We start from the raw sequence: 20,053 nt of genomic DNA, 5'->3' as shown, positions 1-20,053 counted from the left end.
GGCCGGGCTCGCGTCGCATCAGCCATCATGGTGCCATGATGGGATGTCAGGTCCCAGCGTCATCATCCCTGCGGAGCTTTGCCACATCATAAGCGCGCCTCCGCGTCCCCTGTCCCCTTCCGCCATGCCTCTCTCTTGCGCCGCCCAAGAAGCGCAGGACGGGATCAACCCGCGTCGCAATGCAGGGATCGATTGCCTGCGCGGGATAGCCATTCTGCTGGTGGTCATTCATCATCTGGCGCTGCGCTTTCCCCTTACGGAAACCGGTCTTGCGAGCGTCATGCCTTATCGCGTGCTGAGGATGCTGAACTGGGGCGGCATCAAGGGGGTGACGATGTTCTTCGTCATTTCCGGCTTCCTGATTACGGATCACATGATCAGACGCTACGGCCGTCCTGCCGCGCTCGACTGGCGCGTCTTCTCGGGCCGACGTGCTGCACGTATCCTGCCCTGCCTTCTTGCCCTCATCGCCATCTGCTGCACACTTGGTGCGCTGCATGTGCCAAGCTTCGTGCCGGACCATCCGGGACAAAGCCTCGGTGGGGCCGCCTTTTCCGCCCTGTTCATGCATCTGAATGTCTATGAGGGCCGCACAGGATATCTGCCGGCTTATTGGGATGTGCTCTGGTCACTCTCGGTCGAGGAAGTTTTCTACCTTGCCTTCCCGCTGATCTGCCTGAGCCTCGGTCGTTCGAGCACAACCCTGCTGATCTGTGCAGCACTCCTCGCGCTCGCCGCGCCGTATTTCGAGTGGCAACTGCGTGATGCCACTGAGATATGGCAGGAAAAGGCCTATGGCCCAGGCATGAGCGCCATCGCCACGGGCGTGTTCGCGGCTCTGGTCGCAAGGCTGGCTTTGCATCGGCGTTATCGACTGGCTGTCACGATGGCCGGTTCAGCAGGCCTTGCCAGTATGGCGCTTTATCTTTTGCAGGGGGGCTGGTGCTGGTCCCTTTTCGGGCTCGCGACACCCTTGTTTTTTAATACGGCCATAGGCCTGTGTGTCTGGGCTTTTGCCCGGGGATGGGGGGCCGCATACACGGGGCAACATACGCTCTGGCTGCGTCGCTGGGGGCAAGACAGCTATGAAATTTATCTCAGCCACATGTTCATCGTCATGCCCGTCGTCGCGCTCACCCGGTTATCAGGGCTCGATACCGGCTGGGCATGGCTGATCTACGCCCCGACCCTGCTCGCTGTATTCGGCCTCGGCCGCGTGATCAGCTGCGGTTTTTCACAGCCGCTCGACAAGCGGCTGCGTGGCTGGCCAGGCGCCACCCCATCAAAGCAGCGATTGTTTGGGCGAGAGCGTGAGAGCATCTGAGCGCTCTCTTCAGACAGTGCCTGAACGACTACGCCCTTTGAGGAACCAATGTACGGGATGCGCGAGCCTATTGCACCCAGACCTGCGAAATCAGCATGTGGTTGAGCAATGAGTAGTGATAATTCCCCAGACGTTTCGAGACGAAATCCACATAGCGCATCTGAATGAGCGGTATGACGGCGCTCTGCTCCATCGCCAATGTGCCTGCCTGTTCCCACAGCGTGCGAGCCTGCCCTGCATCAAGACTGTGCTCGGCCTGTGTCATGAGCGTCTGAAGCCCGGGATGACAAAACCCGCTCGCATTTGTTGCGCTGTCAGAGTGAGGGCGTGCGTTGTCGCAACCCAGCAAGGCATCGAGAAAAGTCGAGGGTGACGGGTAATCCGCATACCAGTAAGCCAGGCTGATCTGCACGTGATTGTCTGAATTGCGGGCATAGCCTTCCGCCGTGGCGGGTGTCATGGGGCGCACACTGGCCTGAAATCCCAGGGATTGCAGCATGTTCCGCAGATAGACCCCCATTGCCAGTCCGACAGCCTGATTGGGCACGACAAGCGTCACGCTTTGCCCCGCATGGCCACTCTGGCGGATAAGAGCCCGGGCGCGATCGATATCAGGCCCCTGCCATTGCCCGGAATCGGATAGCCGCCCGAACCGGCAAGGAATATCGGCCCCGGCAATACCATGAGGCACAATCTGGCAGAGCGGCTCGGCAATGGCCGAACCGCCATAGAGAATGGTCATCGCATGGCGGTCGATCGCATGATTGATGGCCTGCCTGACAGCAAGCGAGTCAAAAGGCGGCTCATGCACATTCAGGGCCAGATAATACAGACCAAGAAGCGGCTGCAGATGCACCTGATCGGTAAACCGGCTGCCCAGCTCGCCCAGCCGGTCCTGCGGCTTGGCATCGAGCATAGAGTCATACTGCCCCTGCTCGATGGCGGTCACCTCGGCCTCATCCGATAGGCCGAAATCATAATCGATCCGATCGACATAGCCTTCGCTCTGCGCAGCCGGATTCCAGACCCTGAAATAGGTATTACGCCCGATTTCCATCCGACGCGACGGATCATAATGCGTGATCCGATACGGCCCTGTGCCCGGCAGGGGCGTCAGCGCCGATTCCGTCGCCGGGGCATCCCTTGGCAGGATCACAGCATGAGGAAAAGCGAGCTTCTGAAGAAATTCGCCGTCAGGGGTGTCGAGCCGGATGGTAATACGCCGCGTCGCCGGATCGGTCGTCACCCCCTCAAGACGACAATGGGCGGGATCGGCAAGGCAGGCCTTGGCGCCGGTGATATTGCCATAGAAGGACAAGGCGGTGGGGCTACCCACTTTGTAGATGCGGCGCAGCGATGCCGCCACATCTTCTACAGTTACCGGCGCGCCATTTGAAAAGCGTATCCCCTCACGCAGGCGAAACGCCCACACCAGACCATCCGCGCTCACCTCGGGCAGCGCCTCCGCCAGATCCGGCACGACTTCGAGCCCGCGCGTCCCGTCAGCCTGACGATAGGTCACGAGCCCGTCATACATGTTCACGAAAAGCTGGATATATTCACTGGTGTAATTGATTTGCGGGTCCAGTGTACCGCCCGGCGCATCGGCGGTCAGTCGCAACGCACCACCGCGATGAGGACTGCCTTGCGTAATGCCATCCGACATCGCGGGCGATGCTTCCTCTGCCCCGGGGGGCGCCGCCTGTGCTCCCTGGCCGTGAAGGGAGGGCGCCAGAAGAACAGCGCCCAGCCCGGCAAGAATGAGGCCGTAACGCCCTCTCACGCTGCGCTACTCTTCAGCCGCGATGAGCAAGCTGATGGATGCGCGTCACCAGCGCCTCGGTCCCTGCTGTCGAATCAACCGTCCCGGCGTAATGCCCTTGCGGGTCCATGATCACAATACGTGGGGCCGGGAGATGATAGGCTGTACCATCTTCGGCATGGACCATCTCGTTGGGTGCGTGAAATTCCTTCGCCACCCGGTCGATCATGCTGGGTGAGCCCGTAAGCGGTACGACATGATCGCCCAGAGGCAGGGCATATTTCTTGAGGTCGTCTGATTCATCATGAAGCGGGTCGAGCGTGATGGCCAGCGGGGCAACCTTCACCCCCTCGCGCGCAAGAGCCAGCTTGGTATCGCTCATGGTTTTCAGCACCGGACCACAGAGTCCCTTGGGACAATGCGTGTCGAAGAACCAGACCAGAACCCAGCTCCCCTTGAAATCACCCTCGGTGACATTGCCCTCGCCCAGCGCGACCAGACGATAACTCCCGCCAATCTCGTTGCCCTGGGTCGAAACCGTGCTGCCGTATTTCTCGGAAAGGCGATACGCGCTCCAGCTGAGCGCCAGAGCGAGAATGAGGACGACAATGGAAAGACGCGGAGCGGTCCAGGTCTTGCGGGGTGTACGGTTCTTGTTCATTGCTTAATGTGCTTCCGCCCAGTTCTTGCCAATACCTGTCTCGACAACCAGCGGCACACTCAGTGTCGCGGCCTGCTCCATCTCGATACGGACGAATTCTGCCAGAGCCTCAGCCTGATCGGCTCGGACCTCGAACAGCAGTTCGTCATGCACCTGAAGCAACATTCTGGCGTCCAGCCCGCTTTGTGGCAAGCGTCGCCCCAGGCGCACCATGGCGCGCTTGATGATATCGGCAGCTCCGCCCTGCAGGGGGGCGTTGATCGCCTGACGCTCGGCATAAGCACGTCTGGCCCCGTTCTTTTCGCCAATTCCCGGCACGTAGCACCGACGCCCCAGCGGCGTGGTGACGTAACCATCACGCTTGGCATCATCCTTGGTACGATCCATGTAATCGCGAATACCCGGATAGCGGGCAAAATATGCATCGATATAACGACGCGCCTCACCCGCAGCTATGCCAAGCTGACGCGCCAGACCGAAAGCCGAAATGCCGTAGATAATACCGAAATTGATGGCCTTGGCGCGTCGACGCGTCAGCGGGTCCATATTCTCGATCGGCAGATTGAACACCTCGGCGGCCGTGCGCGCATGGATATCCTGCCCCAGCGTGAAGGCTTCCTTCAATGGGCCGATATCAGCCACCTCGGCCAGAAGGCGCAGTTCGATCTGGGAATAATCCGCTGAAACCAGCACATAGCCCTCTTCGGCAATGAAGGCACGGCGTATGCGCCCGCCTTCCTCGGTGCGGATGGGAATATTCTGCAGGTTGGGGTCGTTGGATGACAGACGGCCTGTGGTGGTGATGGCCATCTGGAACGAGGTGTGTACGCGATGGGTGCGCACATCCATCTGCTGTACCAGCGCATCCGCGTAGGTCGATTTCAGCTTGGCGAGCTGACGCCACGCCAGAATACGCGCGGGGAGTTCATGCCCGGCATCGGCCAGTTCCTGCAACACCGATGAATCCGTGCCCCACGCGCCTGCCTTGGTGCGTTTCCCACCGGGCAGGTTCATTTCGTCGAACAGGATTTCGCCAAGCTGCTTGGGCGACCCCAGATTGAAACTGCGCCCCGCCAGAGCATGGATCTCGATTTCCATCTCGGCCATGCGCGAGCCGAAATCGGCCGACATGCGGCGCAGTTCTGCGGCATCGAGCTTGACCCCCGCCTGCTCCATGTCCCTGAGGATGGCAACCAGAGGGCGTTCCATCTCTTCATAGAGCGCCAGCGCATGACGCTCGCGCAGGGCAGGCTTGAGAGCGAGCCACAGACGCAGCGTCACATCGGCATCCTCAGCCGCATACTCCGTTGCGCGGGCTATGGGGACCTGTGCAAAAGGCACCCTGCTGCGCCCTGTTCCCGTAACGGAGTCATAGGAAATTGGCTCATGGCCCAGATGCAGGCGCGACAGTTCATCCATGCCCTGACCGTGCTCACCCGCCGACTGGGCATAGGAAATGAGCATGGTGTCATCAATCGGTGCCACATTATCGATACCCGCGTGAGACAGCACGAGCAGGTCGTATTTGGCGTTCTGGAAAATCTTCAGCACCGACTCATCCGCCAGAAGCGGGCGCAGGGTTTCGAGCACCTCTGCCACATCCAGTTGGCCGCCCGCAGGGTGCTCCAGCGTGCCCTCATGACGCAGCGGCACATAGGCCGCCTCGCCCGGTGCCACGGCCAGTGACAGGCCAATCAGCGTCGCCTGACGGGCATTGAGCGAATCCGTCTCGGTATCGAAAGCAAAATACCCGCGGTGCTGTGCGCGGGCGATCCAGTCCTTGAGTGTGTCGATGGACTGGATGGTTTCATACGGGCCATAGGGCTTGTCGCCCTCGGTCGTCTCTTCGGTTGCTTCGTTGGCCGTCGGCTCGACCTTGCCGACGCCGCGTTTGCCCGCCAGCGCCCCCAGACCCATGCGCTGGATGACCGAGTGAAACCCCATCTTTTCAAGAAAATCACGCAGGACGGGCGCGTCGGGCTCACGGCAGCCAAGGGCCTCGACAGGTTCAGGCAAGGGCACATCGCGTGCCAGCGTCACCAGCCGGAGCGAGATCCGGGCAGCCTCGGCGTGGTCGATCAGCGATTGCTGCCGTTTGGACTTCTTCATGTCGGGAGCGGCCGCGAGGATCGCCTCCAGCGTGCCGAATTCCTGCACTAATTGCGCCGCGCCCTTGGGCCCGATCCCCGGCACACCCGGCACGTTATCGGTCGGATCGCCCATCAGGGCCTGCACATCGATCACACGCTCTGGCGGTACGCCAAACTTGGCCTCAACCTCGGCCAGTTTGATCGGCTTTTGCTTGATCGGATCGAGCAGGGCTACGCGATCGCTTACAAGCTGCATCAGATCCTTGTCTGACGAGACGATCGTGCACTGACCGCCCTCTCGCTCGATGATTTCGGCATAGGAAGCGATGATGTCATCCGCCTCGAACCCGGCAAGTTCGATCATGGGCACGTTGAAAGCCCGCGTCGCATCGCGAATGAGCGGGAATTGCGGGCGCAGATCTTCTGGCGCTTCGGGACGATGCGCCTTGTACTGGGGGTAGATATCGTTGCGGAAGGTCTGGCGCCCGGCATCGAAAACAACGGCCAGATGCGTGCCGACATGATCGCGCAACAGACGTTGCAGCATATTGGTAAAGCCATACACCGCATTGACCGGCACCCCTTCGGGGCTGCTCATGGGCGGCAGCGCATGAAAGGCACGGAAAATGAAGCCCGAACCATCAACCAGAACCAGATGTTTCCCGGCGCTCATGCGGCAACCTGTATGATCGAGAATGACAAGCTGCGCATCTCCTTCTACGGGTACGCCATCATACGGCATCCCGGCGGGGCGGATTTGCGCCCCTACTGGCCAGCGCGCCCCGAGGACGCAATACTCTTCCGATGATACGAGAGTTCCGCCCACATTCAAACCACCGTCGCAGGGTAAGGGCGATCGATGCCTGCCCTGAGAAAGGCAAGAGCGCGTCCGTTTCGCCACGGGCACGGGTCGCGCGCCTCGTTCCTGTCGTGATCTGTGGCCTGATCCTGTCGGGTTGCACCACCGCCCCACCCCGCCATGCGCCGCAACCACGCGGGCAGGAAGCCGCGCTTATTCCCGCCTCAATGCATATCACCCTGTCTGACAGTGCCGTTGCGCCGCTGCGTGTATGGCCTGCCAAAGCGCCGATGCGTGCCATCATTCTGGCACTGCACGGCTTTGGTGACAGTCGTGACGCCTGGGAATTCTCTGCACCGCAGCTTGCCGCCTCGGGCATCGAAACCATAGCGCCCGATGCCCGCGGCTTTGGCGAAACAGCCAGTCGCGGCCGCTGGAGCAGCACCGCAAGGCTGGTTCAGGATGCGCGCGAAGAGGCCCGCTTCATCCATGCCCGCAACCCGACCCTGCCGCTTTTCATCATGGGGGAAAGCATGGGGGGCGCGGTTGCGACCATTCTGGCGACCGATCCGCAGGCAGCCCCCGAAGGTGCGGGATTAAGCGGCGTCATTCTCGTCTCCCCCGCCATATGGCGCTTTGACCCCTTCTCACGCCTTGTTCTGCAAGGGCTCGACACCATCGCCCCGGACTGGGTCTTTACCGGCGCGCATGTGCCGGGGGAGCATATCGCCACCAACAACATTGCTGCCCTGCGCCGACTCTATTTCGACCCCCTCACCCTGCATGAATATCGTCTGGACACATTGCACGGGCTGGTCGAACTGATGGCCGATGGCGAGAGCCAGGCCCGGAATGCACAACTTCCCATGCTCGTCCTGTACGGCGATCATGACCAGATGATCCCGGCCCCGCCCATGGCCTCGTTCTGGCACCACCTGCCTGCGGGCGTGCGCAAGGACCTCATTCCCGGGGGGCACCATCTGCTGCTGCGCGACCGCAATGGGCGCAATGCGACGGGTGACATCGCCTCATGGATTTTGTACCCGGACCAGCTTCTCCCCTCTGGAGGCGATGCCGCCGCGGCAGCATGGATGGCGGGTGATCCAGGCCATTTCGATCCTGAATAGGAAATATCTGGTGGCTCGAACTGACAAGCGATGCGCCGGGCAAGCCCTTTGGCAGAACTGTGCCAAATCTCACGGGAGACGGAACAATCAAGGAGCAGGAATTTGTTGTCACAAAGTCATATGCCCTCTGACGAAGAGGGCATATTGGCGTGTTCAGTTGTTGAACAGGCCCGTCTTCTGACTGACCGCCGATGACGACATTGTATATTTCGATACTGTATCACCATCAAAGAGGATGACGAGCTCCTTGCGCGTTCCGGAAGCGGACGCACCGAACATATTTACGACAGGGACATAGCTGACCGCATCGGCAGAGACATTGTCGAGGCGATACTTCCAAATCTCTTTTCCGCCATCAGTAAAGGACGTCTCTGTAGGATCGCCAAACTGCTTTCTTACTTCTTCTTTCGTGGTCACTCCATTCTTGATCTGTGTAGCAACCGTCGCCTGCGTCTGGTTACGCAAAGACTCGTTTCCGTTTGACGCACAGGCAGTGAGTAGAGAGAGGGCACAGCCCGCTATAAAGACTTTCTTCATGTCGAATCCTCAGAATGCCTCTCGCGTTATAATTCGACATAATAACGATGAGAACGTCATATTTTTGTTATTGGATAGTACTCACGACATCATGAACAAATCACCGCGTTGCGGCAATTAACGTACCGCTCGGCATCCAAACGGCGTGATGAAACTGAACAGCACTGCCAACTTTGCATCCTGTGAAAATACCATGCTGCAAAATGGGATAGACTTGGTTTCTTTTTCCTTCTCTTCAGCTCAGCTACAAGATTCTGTTTGAACGAACAGGTGTTCCCGGCGGCCACATATCAGTGCAATCGCAACACCTGCGGTTACCGCTTTCAACCTCAAATCTGCGCACGTGATACAGACAAGCTAGGGTCGCTCCCGGTGTGATTTCCTCGCTGCGAGAGAGAATGAATACGGATTTTGGGACTGGCGTGCTCTGGAAAATCTGGTTATGAAGCGATCCAGCGGGACCCGTAGCTCAGCTGGATAGAGCGTCGCCCTCCGAAGGCGAAGGTCGAAGGTTCGAATCCTTTCGGGTCCGCCATTTCTCTAAAAATCACATCAGCTTCAACGGCCCTGTAGCGCGGCATGTTCTCTGCGCGCCTCTCAGCCCAAGCGGAGTGCCCTTACAGGCCAGCCCCCAACGTTGCGAGGCGTTGGCCCGGGACCGCGAGGGGCCGGATCAGCTTATGCCGAAGGCCTTGACAGCCGCCTCGGCCAGACGGGCATCGGTCTCACCCTCCCCGCCGCTCAGTCCCAGCGCCCCGATAACCGCTCCATTGACCATGATGGGTGCACCGCCACCTGCGGGCAGAACATTGGGAAGGGCTGCAATCATGGTCTTGCCTGCATGCAGGGCCTTTTCCATATCCTCGGTCGGGCGCAGGAAAAGGGCTGAGGTACGTGCCTTGGACAGGGCGAGCTCAATGCTCCCCAGCTGCGTCCCGTCATCCTTCTTGAAAGCCACCAGATGGCCACCGGCATCCACGACGGCGACCGCAACTCTCACGCCGCGCTCGCGGGCAATCTGCAAGGCACGGTCGATATAATCCAGGGCGGTAGCGAGTTGCATCGGAGTTTTCTTTCTGAGTAGATCTGAAATCCGACTATAGGGACAAAAAATCCGGACGTCCGATCACGCAACGGCGAAGATTGTTACGATAGCGATGTGCTCGCCCGCCCCCAGACCCAGGACAGCCCCGACGCCCAGCACCATGTCGTGTGACAGTGGCAAGTTCTATAGAGCCTCGGCCTGCCCCCCTGAAAATGCTGCTGCATATGACGCGTTCAGTGATGGATGAAACCCATGCCGGTCTGCAGGGCTGTGCGGGCCATTTCAGTCCAGAGCCCACCCATATGGGATCCCCCTCCATGTGATCCATGCGCGCCATCGCTCTGCTGCGCCTGATCATCAGCACCCGCGCTGTCATCCATGTCTGGCTGCGTATGCGACGCACATCCGCAGAAGATCAGAACAAGGCAGAAACCGAGTGTCCGGGCTTTATAGGTCAACGCTATGGAGCGTCTGGGCGCCTGCTCGCCATCACGAGATCGCCCCCCGGCCTGCCTCCTTGCGCCGTTATCTTCAGGGGCGATCAGCACGTCACACAGGATAGGCGGGATCATCGCCCATATCCTTCCCCATCGGGAGGGGGCGGTGGAGGCGGACATCCATGCGGGGGATGGTGCCAGCGCTGCCCGTCCCCTGGTGGCGGCCCACGATCATCATCCGGCGGCGGGGGCGGGTGTCCGTCATCTCCCCCTGGAGGTCCCCTTCCGTCCCGTGGCGGCGGAGGAGGGCGTCTGCATCGCTGTTCCTGCCCGTCCTCCGGTCCGGCGGATGAGGTGGCGCCATAACCAGGCGAGGCCGTATAGACCTGCCCGTTATAGACCGTATTGCTCTGCGCAAGCGCCGCAGAAACCGACCCGGCTGAAATGAGCACAAGCAATGCGGATGTCGTGATCCGGAGTATCATGAAAGGGCGTGATCCGTCTGGCGATTGTCCTGCTCATTCTATGGCAGGGCGTTTCATACCGGACGAGGAACGAAGCGAAAGGGAATGTAACCGCCCCCATGCCTGCTCGCAGTCCACCAGAGGACGGGATGCGCAATGACCTGAACGATCTTTGCGAGCGGGCAAGGATGGCGCGCGATCGCCCCGGACCAGACCAGCCCTTCGCAACTCACGCCCAGGCTGGAGGGCGGAGCTATGAAAAGCCGCTTCTCACGTAGCCCATTTCATCAGAAGCAGGCCAGTGAGAATGAGAAGGGCCGCAATGCAGCGCAGAGGACTGCCAGCCTCTCCAAAAAGCGTGATCCCGATGATGAATGCCCCGATCGCGCCGATACCGGTCCAGATCATATAGGCAGTACCCAAAGGCAGGCTCTTCATTGCCCAGCCGAGAAGCCCGACACTCACCACCATGCCAATGACCGTGGCAAGGCTTGGCCAGAGGCGCGTGAAGCCCTCGGACTGCTTCATGGCCGCAGCCCAGAAAATTTCGCTCATACCAGCAAGAAAAAGCGCGATCCACGCCATGACGGACCTCCTGAAACGGGTTTCGCCGGGCCGTCCCGGTCTTGAAGCTCGCATGGAGGCAGGAACGTCGTCGCTGCTGAAGGCATTATAATCTGGTTGAAGACAGAGTTCAAATCGGCACGACGGGACAACTCGCGTCGCGCCATCGCGATTAACTCACCGAGACAACCGGCGGCCTATCGAGATTTCAGTCGCTTGGCCGTATGCCGGAACCGGAAAACAGATCGAACACATAACGGGAGGAAATTCTCATGGCAGCACGCATCACGCAGGCGGCACTGGTCGGATATGGTTATGTGAGCCGTGTTTTCCATGCGCCTTTCATCGACTCCCTGCCCGAATGGAACCTGTATGGCATCGTGTCGAGCCGGGCCGATGAGGTCCGGGCGGACCACCCTGACTGCCGCGTCTATGACGATCCGCAGGCCGCTTTTGCCGATCCGGCGATTGATCTGGTGGTGATCGCCACCCCCAATGATACGCATTTCCCGCTTGCCTGTGCTGCCCTGGCTGCGGGCAAACACGTCCTGCTGGAGAAGCCCTTCGCCCTGTCGCTCGATGAGGCGCGTCAGATCATCGCAACGGCAGAACATCATGGGCGCGAACTCTGCGTCTTTCACAACCGCCGGTGGGACAGTGATTTCCTGACAATCCGCGCCGCATTGGCGCAGGGTGTCATCGGGCAGGTCCGTCATTTTGAATCAACCATTGATCGGTTCCGCCCTCAGGTGAGGGATCGCTGGCGCGAGGGGAAAGGCGCTGGTGCGGGTGTCCTGTTCGATATCGGTCCGCATCTTGTTGATCAGGCACTTCAGATTTTCGGTCTGCCCGAGCAGGTTCAGGCCTCCATTGCCTTCCAGCGTGACGGCGCCCTCAGTGATGACTGGGCTCATATCATCCTGGAATATGGCCCGACGCGGGTCATCCTCCATACGGGTTCACTGGCGGCCGGAGGGGCTGTCCGCTTTCGTGTGCATGGCACGGGCGGCACCCTGATCAAGACACTTGGCGACCCACAGGAAGGGCAGCTTCGTGCGGGGTTGACGCCGGGCGAGAAAGACTGGGGACAGGACCCGGATCGCCTGCAGATCCACACCGATGAAACAAGCTTTCATGAAACCGACGCCCTGCCGGGTGACCAGCGCGAATTATATCGCTGCCTTGCAAAGGCCCTGTCAGGCGAGGGCGCAAACCCGATCAGGCCAGTCGAAGCGCTCGCCGTCATGGCGGTGATAGAGGCAGCGGCCCAGTCGGCTCGCGAGAAACGGGCTGTTCCCCTCCCCCTGACGGAGGAGGAGAAAGCAGCTTACTGACCGCTCAGGTGATAAAGCAGGGGGCGGCAAGGCTCCCCCTGCGGGACTTCAGAGCGTCGCTCGGCACATCGTCTTGTCGAGTGTGTAAATCTCGAGCGTTTCGATCGTGAACCCCGTCCCCTCGGTTACGAGGCGCAGGCGGTCGAGCGGTCTGGCCGGGTAAACGAGCGCCGTCGCCGTTTCCAGATACTCATTGGCGTAGAGTTCAAAGGCGCAGCCATCGAGGAACAGATGCAGGTCAACACTGCGGGCATCGGGGTAATAGGCCGTATTGACTGGCGCGGCGAAACGCCCCGTGAAGAATGGATGGTCGAACCCGCGCAGCTTGCTGCGATCCAGCCAGATCTGCGAGGATGGCACATCATAACCGATCGACAGCTTCTCGCCTTCCTCGTTAGCGAAAGCCAGTTCGAAGCGATTGATTACAGGGCCATTCTGACCCGGTTCAGTCTGGCGATATTCATCGGCGGTCAGGCGAATGACAATCTCAATGGCCTTGCCCACCGGGAGAGGAATTTCCCGACGCGTTGACACGGCGAGATAACGGTTCGCCTCGCTCAGGAGTGGGAGACGGAGTTTTTCCACGCCGCGTGGCTTCTGCACCAGACGCGGATAGCCGTTGGTGTCCTGTATGATAGTCATGGAGCGCGGCAGTGACATTGCGCCACGCCAATCCCGCGTCGGGAGTTCCTGACAGTACTGCCAGTTCCCCATCCAGGCGATATTGACCGCCTCGGAATCCGGCATGTTGCTCCATACCTGCAGGGCATAGGCATCCTTGGCGAAATCGGTCAGGCGGAGGATCGCATCGCAGGGTGTAAACACCGCGCCATCGAAATCACCGATAAAGTACTGCGTGACGCTGCCCCCCATCGGGCTGCCCGGATTGATGGAGACAAACAGCACCCAGCGCATTGCGCCGGCCTCGTCCCTCACCTGGATGAGGTTGGGACATTCGTAATTGACGGTCGGCAGTCCCGCGGGGCCAAAATGGCTGAGATGCGTCCAGTGGATCAGGTCATTCGAGGCATAGAAGCCGATGCGATGATGATCGACCTCGGCAATGACCACCACCCATTTCTGCGTGGGCTCGTGAAAGATCACCTGGGGGTCGCGAAAATTCGGGCTGCCGATGTCGAGAACGGGATTACCCGCATACTCCTCGAAGCTCTGGCCGTTATTGTCACTGATTGCGAGATACTGGCTCTGTCGTGTCGGCAGGGAGCGCGTGTAAAGCGCTGCGATGTTGGTGCCATGCGCATTGGCAAACAGGCCCGACCGATTGTCCCGATCGAGCACGGCACAACCTGTATAGGCCTGACCGTCAACCGTATCAGGCACGGCGATTGGCTGGTCTTTCCAGTTCAGCAGATCCGTGCTTGTGGCATGGCCCCAGCAGATATTGGCTGAATACGCGGCGTCAGGGTTATGCTGGTAATAAAGGTGATATTGCGTGCCATCGAAAACGAGTCCGTTCGGATCGTTCATGAAGCCCGTGGGAGGCGTGAAATGAACTGAGGGTCGATACAGCTTGCCCGTCAGAGCGACGGAACATTCGGTTTTCCGGTCAGTCATGTTTTTCCAAGATCTTGTTGAAGATTATTTATGAAAACAGCCCCTTTCGGTCAGGGACGAAATATAGATAGTGGCAAAATGCCAATTTGTCAATAATTCATGAATTAGCCGAACCTTGTTACAAGGCCTGCCAACGGGGTGGCGCGATGTTTCCGCCCTTCTCGCTCCGCCTTTGACCGACAGTTGAAGGGCTACCCTGCGCTTCTGCCTCGCCCCGTACGTCGCTTGGTGCCCTGCCCCGCACCCCGGCTCTTTTTCCGGTCTTTCGTTTCGCCAGTTACGCTGAGCCTGCCCGCATCGATCGCCGCGTTGAAATCTTCCCAGTCCTTGCGCGTCTGGCCGGCGTAAGCCTCGGCAAAATCGGCTATCGCTTCTGCAAAGCTGTCGCTGCTGCCCAGATAACCCGCAATCTTCGCCACATCGCCCGAACGCGCATGAGCACGTGCCAGCGCCCTGCCGCACAGGGCGGCATAATCATCCAGCCCTTCCTGCGCCACATCTGCGCCAATAGCGGCAAGACGGCTATCCTTGAGGCGCCGGACATAGAACTGCCTGTTCGAGCCATCAGGCGCATGACGCGAGCGCTTGGTGTTCGTTGTATGGGTCCAGCCAAGAAACCTGTCTGAAGAAGCCTGCATCAGGCGCTGGCCCTCCACCACGCGTTGCCCCTGATTATCGTAATGAGGTCCCCCACAATAAGCTGCGAGCACTGATTCCTGCGCCTCCTTGATCTGCAGCAGCAGGGTTTCGCCATCGGCCGTGGCAAACAGGCCAATCGCGCAATAAGTGCCGACGCTTCCCACCCCTACAACCTTGAACAGCACATCCTTCAGCCGGTAGCGCGACAGCAGCACCGCGCGTTCAGGGGGCTGGGTGGCGATGTAACGTGCGAAGGCCTGGTGGATGGTCTCGTCCTCGTCAGGCAGACGCACCACCAGCGGCGGTTTGACACGCAGGCTGGGTGTGTTCTTGTCGAATGAGACCAGACCGAAATGGTTACGCGCGCTCTCCAGCCGCGCTTCCAAACGCTCACGCACGCCCTTGCGTGTATGCTTGTCGGAAAAATCGGCTATGGCGGCTGCAAGATCGATCCGGTCGGACCAGATTTCCAGCGGGCTCATTGGCGCAAGACGGGCCATCTCATCCTGATAGGTCCGCACGGCCAGAAAAGCGTTATGCCGCGCCAGCCTGTCAGCCGCCCCTGCCTCCCCGCTTGCAAGAACCAGCGACGTTGCAAGACGCTTGATGTCCCATTCGAACGGGGCAGGACAGGTCTCGTCAAAATCGTTGATGTCAAAAACGGCTATACCATCAGCCGAGGCATAGGCCCCGAAATTGGCCATATGGCAATCACCACAGCTTTGCACATACGGCCCGCTGGCGACGGTATGGGCCAGATCGGCGGCCATGACGATGGCGCTCCCTCGCATGAAGGCAAACGGAGACGCACGCATACGTTCATAACGGATTGGCAGCAGGTTCTGGATACGGCTCTTACCCTGCCTGATAAGCAGATCGACCGGATCGACCCGATTTGAAGGCGGCTCCCATGCGGCGTGGGCGCTGCGGGGCACGGTTTTCCGCAGGCCCTGCCCCGCCTCATGGCGGGCATCGCGTGTCTCGAAAACGGATGTGGCGATGGAAGCGGGCGGTTGCGGAAGTTCAGCCATGCGAAAAGCAGCCTCGTATCGGTCGGGAGGTCCCCAGTCTTCCAGATGACATCCAATGATACAATCCGCCTCTCACGCTAACGGGGGTGAAACACCTGCACTCAGATCATCAGAACAAGCAAAGCGGCAATCAGGGCGGGTACGGTCAGCGCCATGCCAAAGCACATGAAGCGCCCATAGCTCATTTCAAGATCGTGCTTGCGCAGGATAATCAGCCAGAGCACCGTTGCCAGAGATCCGCTCAGCGTCATGTTCGGACCCAGATCCACACCAATCAACAACGCATCCTGAAAGGCGCTCCCATGGGATGAGAGCATCGGGGCAAGCTGGGCGGCCATCAGGCCCGAAGGCAGGTTGTTGATGATATTGCTCAGAATGGCCATGCCAAAGCCCGTTACCATGACGGCCTCAGTGCCGTGACCACAGGCGAAGATGAACCGGACAAGCGAGGCGATAACACCACTCTGCTCAACGGCTGCGACAAGCACGAAGAGACTGGCAACAAGCGGAAAAACCGACCAGGAAATTTCGCTGAGCCCTGGCAGAGGAGACTGGCGGCGGCGCAACGTTATCACGGCATAAAGCGCCACGCCTCCCGCGGCTGTGGCCCAGCCCAGCGAACCATGCATAAAAGAAACGAGGGTCAGCAGCAGCGTGATAACAAACAGGGCCAGCGCACTGAAACGCGCCGTCGCATCTAGCTTCGGCAACGGTTCCGACTGGCTGAATTCCACCTTGATCCTGTGTCGCATCATCAAGAAAAGCATCACAAAGCTGATCCCGATCGCCATACAGGATGGCGCGAGGAAACGCCCCAACCAGGGCACCAGTCCGGGCGGTGCCCCTCCGTAAAGCACGAGATTGGCCGGATTGCTGATAGGAAGGAGAAAGCTCGCCGCATTGGCAACAAAGGCGCAGGCAAGAAGCGAGGGATAAGGATCGATCTTGGCCTTGCTGGCAACCGCAATAACGGGCGGTGTCAGCAGGATGATCGTGGCATCATTCGAGAGAAAGGCCGTTGTGACGATTGCGACAGCAAAAATGATCAGGAACAGCCTTTGCCCGGAACTGCGCGCCCGGCTCAGCGCGAGGGCCGCCAGCCAGTCGAACAGCTTTTCCTGCCGTGCCACTTCGCTCAGCAGCATCATGCCCAGCAGAAACAGATACACTTCCTTGCCCGAGGCGATTGCCCGGCCAACATCTGGCCAAGCAAGAATCCCTGCAAGCGGCAGGGTTACGGCGGCGAGTGACGTCCATAGCGCCTCGGGCAATTGCCACGGCCGTAGCAGTAATCCCGCTACAGCGAAAAGACAGGCCCCCCACAGGATAAGCGCGTCCATGGCGGTTGTTCCTCAGGCTGTCACGGAAGCAGGGACGCCCTGCTCATCCGGGTCACGTGTTTCGGGCATGAGCGTCAGGAAAAATACCAGCGCCATTACAGCAATGACCGTGAGTGAGAGAAAGCCGGCGTGATAACCTTCGAGCTGCACGATGTATCCGCCAATCAGATTGCTTAGCCCACCGCCGATGCCGACGCTCAGCGCCACCATGCCCTGGAGGAAGTTGAACCGCCCCGTTCCATGCGTCAGATCAGCCGCGATGATGATGGCGATCACGCCGAAGATACCGGCCGCGATACCATCCAGCACCTGAATGGCAATGATGGCCCCCGGCGCGTCGAACCACGTGAACAGCAAGCCGCGTATCGGCAGGATGGCATAAGCGAGCAGGAAGATGGGCTTACGCCCGATGCCTCGCGCCATTGCGCGCCCAACCCCCCAGGCCACGAGCATCATCACGAACTGAGCAACGATCACGCAGGCGCTCAACGTAACGGTTTCGGAACCCGGATGGCTTTTGGCCATGACCTGACCGGCAAAAGGCAGCATGGCGGCATTGCCCAGGTGAAACAGCACGATGGAGCAAAGAAACACCCAGACGGGACGTTGGCTTAGGAGAGAGCCGATGGAGACAGGCGGTTCGTTTGAGTCATCCTCGCTGCCACGCGCAACCTTCTGGTCAATCTCACCCGGCCGTATGAGTAAGAGCGCCAGAGCACTGGCCAGAGCAGAGCCGCAAACCAGATAGAAAATCCAGTTCAGTCCCCAGTATTGCCCGCAGAGCCCGGCCAGCGCCGCTGAGGCGAAGGAACCGAAATGGTTGATACCCTGGTTGCGACTGATACGACCGGGCAAGCGGCGACGCCCCACAAGCCCCAGTGAAATGGCGGCAAGCGCTGGCGGTATGACCGCGGCAGCCGCTCCCATCATGATCTGCGCTGCCAGAACAGGGGCCATGCCGGGTACCGCGATGATCAGGATGCAGCTCAGGGCCGTGATCACCGCAGAGATTGCCACAAGGGCGCGTTTGTAGCGGATCGAGTCCACCATCAACCCCGCAGGGATCTGGCAAAGCGCCGTGGCAAGCCCTGTCATGGCCATGGCAACGCCAATCGGCCCCGCCTGCCAGTGTCGCGCACTGGCGAGATAGACGGTCAGGTATGGACCGACACCATCCTGCACATCGGCCAGAAAAAAATTGGTTGCATCCAGCCCGGCCCGGCTGCTGGCCGAAGGACCCCGCATCGACCCGGCCTCTGCCGGCGCCCTGTCCGCCTGTGCCTCTTTCACGTCTTCACTACCACCATAATTAGATTAAAAAATGAATTAATCGATCGATTACTGTCATCGGGCCATTAGATTATCGCCATTGACCTGCCAAGTGCTTGAGAAAGACAGTCATGGTCGTTCACGCGACACCGCCTTTCTCCAGCGGTTTGATCGGCGGTACCGTGTGATCTCTTCATGGCTGCCAGATTATCGCGATGAAGAAACATCTTGCGTGAACGGTCGCCCCTGCGAGATGTTCCGAACATCCGCTGGCAAGTTTCCCGACCGCTGCTGACACCCCGGATAGAACGCATGAACGGAGGATAAAATCGTGCAATCTACCATCGCGAGATCGCGCCCCGATCTGCACGCAACACGGCTGCTCTCGTGGTTGATGTGCCTTGCCTTTATGTCGGTCGGGCTGATGCGCTGCTTCTGGCCTTCGCATGTCGGATTATTCGTCTTCCCCGATCATCACTGGGCATTCGGCATCGTGCGCGATATCGCAGGGGGACACGAATATGGCGGCGCGTCGGTCACCCCTGTGTGCCTCGGCATCGCTGCTCTGCTGTTTCTGGCACTGGACCGATCGGAAGGAGGCCGTCGATAGAGGTTGGGGGTATAAGACACTCAACCGTAGACGTGGCCGCATCATGCTCCAGCGTTCCGAAACCCTCTTAGTAAACCCGTCACGGATCTGCCGAGCGCTCAGGTAACAATTCCCTCACACTACGCCATAGCGTTCAGCCCAGCGCGGAGAGATCCAGCGCGCGGCAAGAAACAGGCAGAGGGCGAAAATCATCACTGAGCACGCCACGCTGGCCAGAGCCGCCCCTGTCACGCCGATGACTGACATGAGGCCCGCCAGCACGACAAAATAGAGCACCATGACGGCGAGCCGATATTTCAGGATGATCGCAAGCCGCCCCATAACGGTCAGCAATGTCTCAAGCGGTATGATGCACACCTCAAGCAGGGCGCTGCATACCATGAGAAGAATGATGAGGCGCTCATGGGCAAAACTGTCATGCAGCATGAGATGCAGGATCGCCTTGCCCCCGAACAGTGCCACAAGCACTGCCAGTATCGAAAACCCGATAATCACCAGTGCCAGGCGTCGCGTGACATGGCGCAAGGCCTGCCAGTTCTGGCTGTCGCGAAACCGTACGAATTCCGGGTACAGGCTCGGGATCATCATCTGGGCCGGTTTGGCAAGACCATCGCATATCTGCTTGGTCACGCGATAAATCGCGACATCACGCGCGCCGAGCACGGCACCGATAATGAGCGTACCACCCTGACGGAACACAGCATCGAGGATCTGATTGACGCTGACCCTGATGGTGAACCCCCAGATACCGACAATATCCGCGGCACAAAAAAGGCAGGAGAAGAACCCGATATCCCGCCCCATATGACGGCGCAGAAGGATAAACCCACCGAGGCTGGTCACGACGAATAAAGCTGCCTGATGCAGGAACCAGACGAACAGGAAGAACTCCAGCGAAGCGTGCAGCAGATAGCCGATCAGATAACCGATCGTACGAACACAGGTCGAAACGAAATCGAACAGGGCTGCCAGCCCGAAACGGTTGCTTAGCCGGATCAGCCCCGTGGACCACCCCGTATTCATGAAGGCGACCGTGAGCATCATCCATGAGGCATCACGCTTGACCGCGTCCGACCAGCCCAGAAAATGCGTGCCCGCGACGGCAATCACAATCAGACCGCCAACCAGCCCCGCCAGACCGCTGAGCATGTCCGAGCGCATGCAATAGCCCAGTATGGGCATGAAACGCCTGCGATCCCGTGCCTCATATGACGCAGCGCCATAATGCAGCAGCGTTTGCCATGACTGAAGATGCGTCATGTCTGAAACGAGCATGACGAAGGTGGTGATCAGAAGCAGCACACCAAAGGTTTTCAGGCCCAGCGTGTGCGCAGCCCATGCCACATAGGCAAAACTGCACAGCGCATTGATGATGCGGCTGGAAACCAGAAAGCCGGTATTGCTGAAGATGCGGTGCAGCGCCGAGCGTTGTTCAGAACCCATGA

The 20,053-nt window shown here is 59.5% G+C and carries 17 protein-coding genes and 1 tRNA gene; 5 read left to right on the top strand and 13 right to left on the bottom strand.

The features are described 5' to 3' along the window. Window positions 1–43 precede the first annotated feature (43 nt). Complete coding sequence (locus Asbog_RS04090) at window positions 44–1,324, top strand: acyltransferase family protein (protein ID WP_062164176.1); 1,281 nt, start codon at window positions 44–46, stop codon at window positions 1,322–1,324. Between the two features lie 67 nt (window positions 1,325–1,391). Here the strand turns inward: Asbog_RS04090 and Asbog_RS04085 are convergent, their stop codons facing one another. The 3 genes from Asbog_RS04085 to polA are packed head-to-tail and all read right to left on the bottom strand — an operon-like array spanning window position 1,392 to window position 6,510. Next, window positions 1,392–3,107: an ABC transporter substrate-binding protein gene (locus tag Asbog_RS04085; protein WP_231944652.1), complete on the bottom strand. Its 1,716-nt coding sequence runs from the start codon at window positions 3,105–3,107 to the stop codon at window positions 1,392–1,394. A gap of 13 nt (window positions 3,108–3,120) precedes the next feature. Beyond that, a complete protein-coding gene (locus Asbog_RS04080) occupies window positions 3,121–3,747 on the bottom strand; it encodes an SCO family protein (RefSeq protein ID WP_062164175.1) in 627 nt (208 codons plus the stop codon). Between the two features lie 3 nt (window positions 3,748–3,750). Next, window positions 3,751–6,510: a DNA polymerase I gene (gene polA / locus Asbog_RS04075; protein WP_062165695.1), complete on the bottom strand. Its 2,760-nt coding sequence runs from the start codon at window positions 6,508–6,510 to the stop codon at window positions 3,751–3,753. A 131-nt stretch (window positions 6,511–6,641) separates the two neighbouring features. Between polA and Asbog_RS04070 the strand changes: the two genes are divergently transcribed. After that, on the top strand, window positions 6,642–7,763 hold the full coding sequence (locus Asbog_RS04070) for an alpha/beta fold hydrolase (protein ID WP_083510695.1): 1,122 nt from the start codon (window positions 6,642–6,644) through the stop codon (window positions 7,761–7,763). Window positions 7,764–7,916: 153 nt separating this feature from the next. Here Asbog_RS04070 and Asbog_RS04065 read toward each other — a convergent pair whose 3' ends face one another. Next, complete coding sequence (locus tag Asbog_RS04065) at window positions 7,917–8,300, bottom strand: hypothetical protein (RefSeq protein WP_062164173.1); 384 nt, start codon at window positions 8,298–8,300, stop codon at window positions 7,917–7,919. Window positions 8,301–8,758: 458 nt separating this feature from the next. Here Asbog_RS04065 and Asbog_RS04060 point away from each other — a divergent pair. Continuing rightward, window positions 8,759–8,835: transfer RNA gene (locus tag Asbog_RS04060), tRNA-Arg, on the top strand. Between the two features lie 138 nt (window positions 8,836–8,973). On the opposite strand, the gene Asbog_RS04055 is transcribed toward Asbog_RS04060, so the two are convergent. The 4 genes from Asbog_RS04055 to Asbog_RS04035 all read right to left on the bottom strand — a co-directional run bounded on the left by Asbog_RS04055 (window position 8,974) and on the right by Asbog_RS04035 (window position 10,831). After that, a complete protein-coding gene (locus tag Asbog_RS04055) occupies window positions 8,974–9,363 on the bottom strand; it encodes a GlcG/HbpS family heme-binding protein (RefSeq protein WP_062164172.1) in 390 nt (129 codons plus the stop codon). Window positions 9,364–9,578: 215 nt separating this feature from the next. Beyond that, the gene (locus Asbog_RS04050) at window positions 9,579–9,917 is read right to left on the bottom strand and encodes a hypothetical protein (protein ID WP_231944651.1); all 339 of its coding nucleotides are present in this window, start codon (window positions 9,915–9,917) and stop codon (window positions 9,579–9,581) included. Then, window positions 9,895–10,047: a hypothetical protein gene (locus Asbog_RS14480; RefSeq protein WP_171840658.1), complete on the bottom strand. Its 153-nt coding sequence runs from the start codon at window positions 10,045–10,047 to the stop codon at window positions 9,895–9,897. The genes Asbog_RS04050 and Asbog_RS14480 overlap by 23 nt, the downstream gene beginning before the upstream one ends. 469 nt (window positions 10,048–10,516) lie before the next feature. Continuing rightward, window positions 10,517–10,831 carry a DMT family transporter gene (locus tag Asbog_RS04035; protein ID WP_062164168.1) on the bottom strand — a complete coding sequence of 105 codons (315 nt, stop codon included), beginning with the start codon at window positions 10,829–10,831 and terminating at the stop codon, window positions 10,517–10,519. 251 nt (window positions 10,832–11,082) lie between these two features. Between Asbog_RS04035 and Asbog_RS04030 the strand changes: the two genes are divergently transcribed. Continuing rightward, the gene (locus Asbog_RS04030; protein ID WP_062164167.1) at window positions 11,083–12,144 is read left to right on the top strand and encodes an oxidoreductase; all 1,062 of its coding nucleotides are present in this window, start codon (window positions 11,083–11,085) and stop codon (window positions 12,142–12,144) included. Between the two features lie 48 nt (window positions 12,145–12,192). On the opposite strand, the gene Asbog_RS04025 is transcribed toward Asbog_RS04030, so the two are convergent. The 4 genes from Asbog_RS04025 to Asbog_RS04010 all read right to left on the bottom strand — a co-directional run bounded on the left by Asbog_RS04025 (window position 12,193) and on the right by Asbog_RS04010 (window position 17,974). Further along, complete coding sequence (locus Asbog_RS04025; protein ID WP_062164166.1) at window positions 12,193–13,719, bottom strand: glycoside hydrolase family 32 protein; 1,527 nt, start codon at window positions 13,717–13,719, stop codon at window positions 12,193–12,195. A gap of 191 nt (window positions 13,720–13,910) precedes the next feature. Beyond that, window positions 13,911–15,389, bottom strand: coding sequence for a DUF2252 domain-containing protein (locus Asbog_RS04020; RefSeq protein ID WP_062164165.1), 1,479 nt, complete (start codon window positions 15,387–15,389; stop codon window positions 13,911–13,913). 101 nt (window positions 15,390–15,490) lie between these two features. Then, on the bottom strand, window positions 15,491–16,729 hold the full coding sequence (locus Asbog_RS04015) for an SLC13 family permease (protein ID WP_062164164.1): 1,239 nt from the start codon (window positions 16,727–16,729) through the stop codon (window positions 15,491–15,493). A 12-nt stretch (window positions 16,730–16,741) separates the two neighbouring features. Continuing rightward, a complete protein-coding gene (locus tag Asbog_RS04010; protein WP_062164163.1) occupies window positions 16,742–17,974 on the bottom strand; it encodes an MFS transporter in 1,233 nt (410 codons plus the stop codon). Window positions 17,975–18,329: 355 nt separating this feature from the next. On the opposite strand from Asbog_RS04010, the gene Asbog_RS04005 reads away from it, so the two are divergent. Next, window positions 18,330–18,608 (top strand): hypothetical protein, encoded by a 279-nt coding sequence (locus tag Asbog_RS04005; protein ID WP_146926482.1) that lies wholly within the window; start codon window positions 18,330–18,332, stop codon window positions 18,606–18,608. A 114-nt stretch (window positions 18,609–18,722) separates the two neighbouring features. On the opposite strand, the gene Asbog_RS04000 is transcribed toward Asbog_RS04005, so the two are convergent. Next, entirely contained in the window at window positions 18,723–20,051 is a 1,329-nt protein-coding gene (locus tag Asbog_RS04000; protein WP_062164161.1) for a lipopolysaccharide biosynthesis protein, read from the bottom strand. Window positions 20,052–20,053: the final 2 nt, after the last annotated feature.

The organism is Asaia bogorensis NBRC 16594, from assembly GCF_001547995.1.
Lineage (GTDB): Bacteria > Pseudomonadota > Alphaproteobacteria > Acetobacterales > Acetobacteraceae > Asaia > Asaia bogorensis.
The sequence above is the reverse complement of the archived record's forward strand: the minus strand, read 5'-3'. Positions and strand labels throughout refer to the sequence as shown.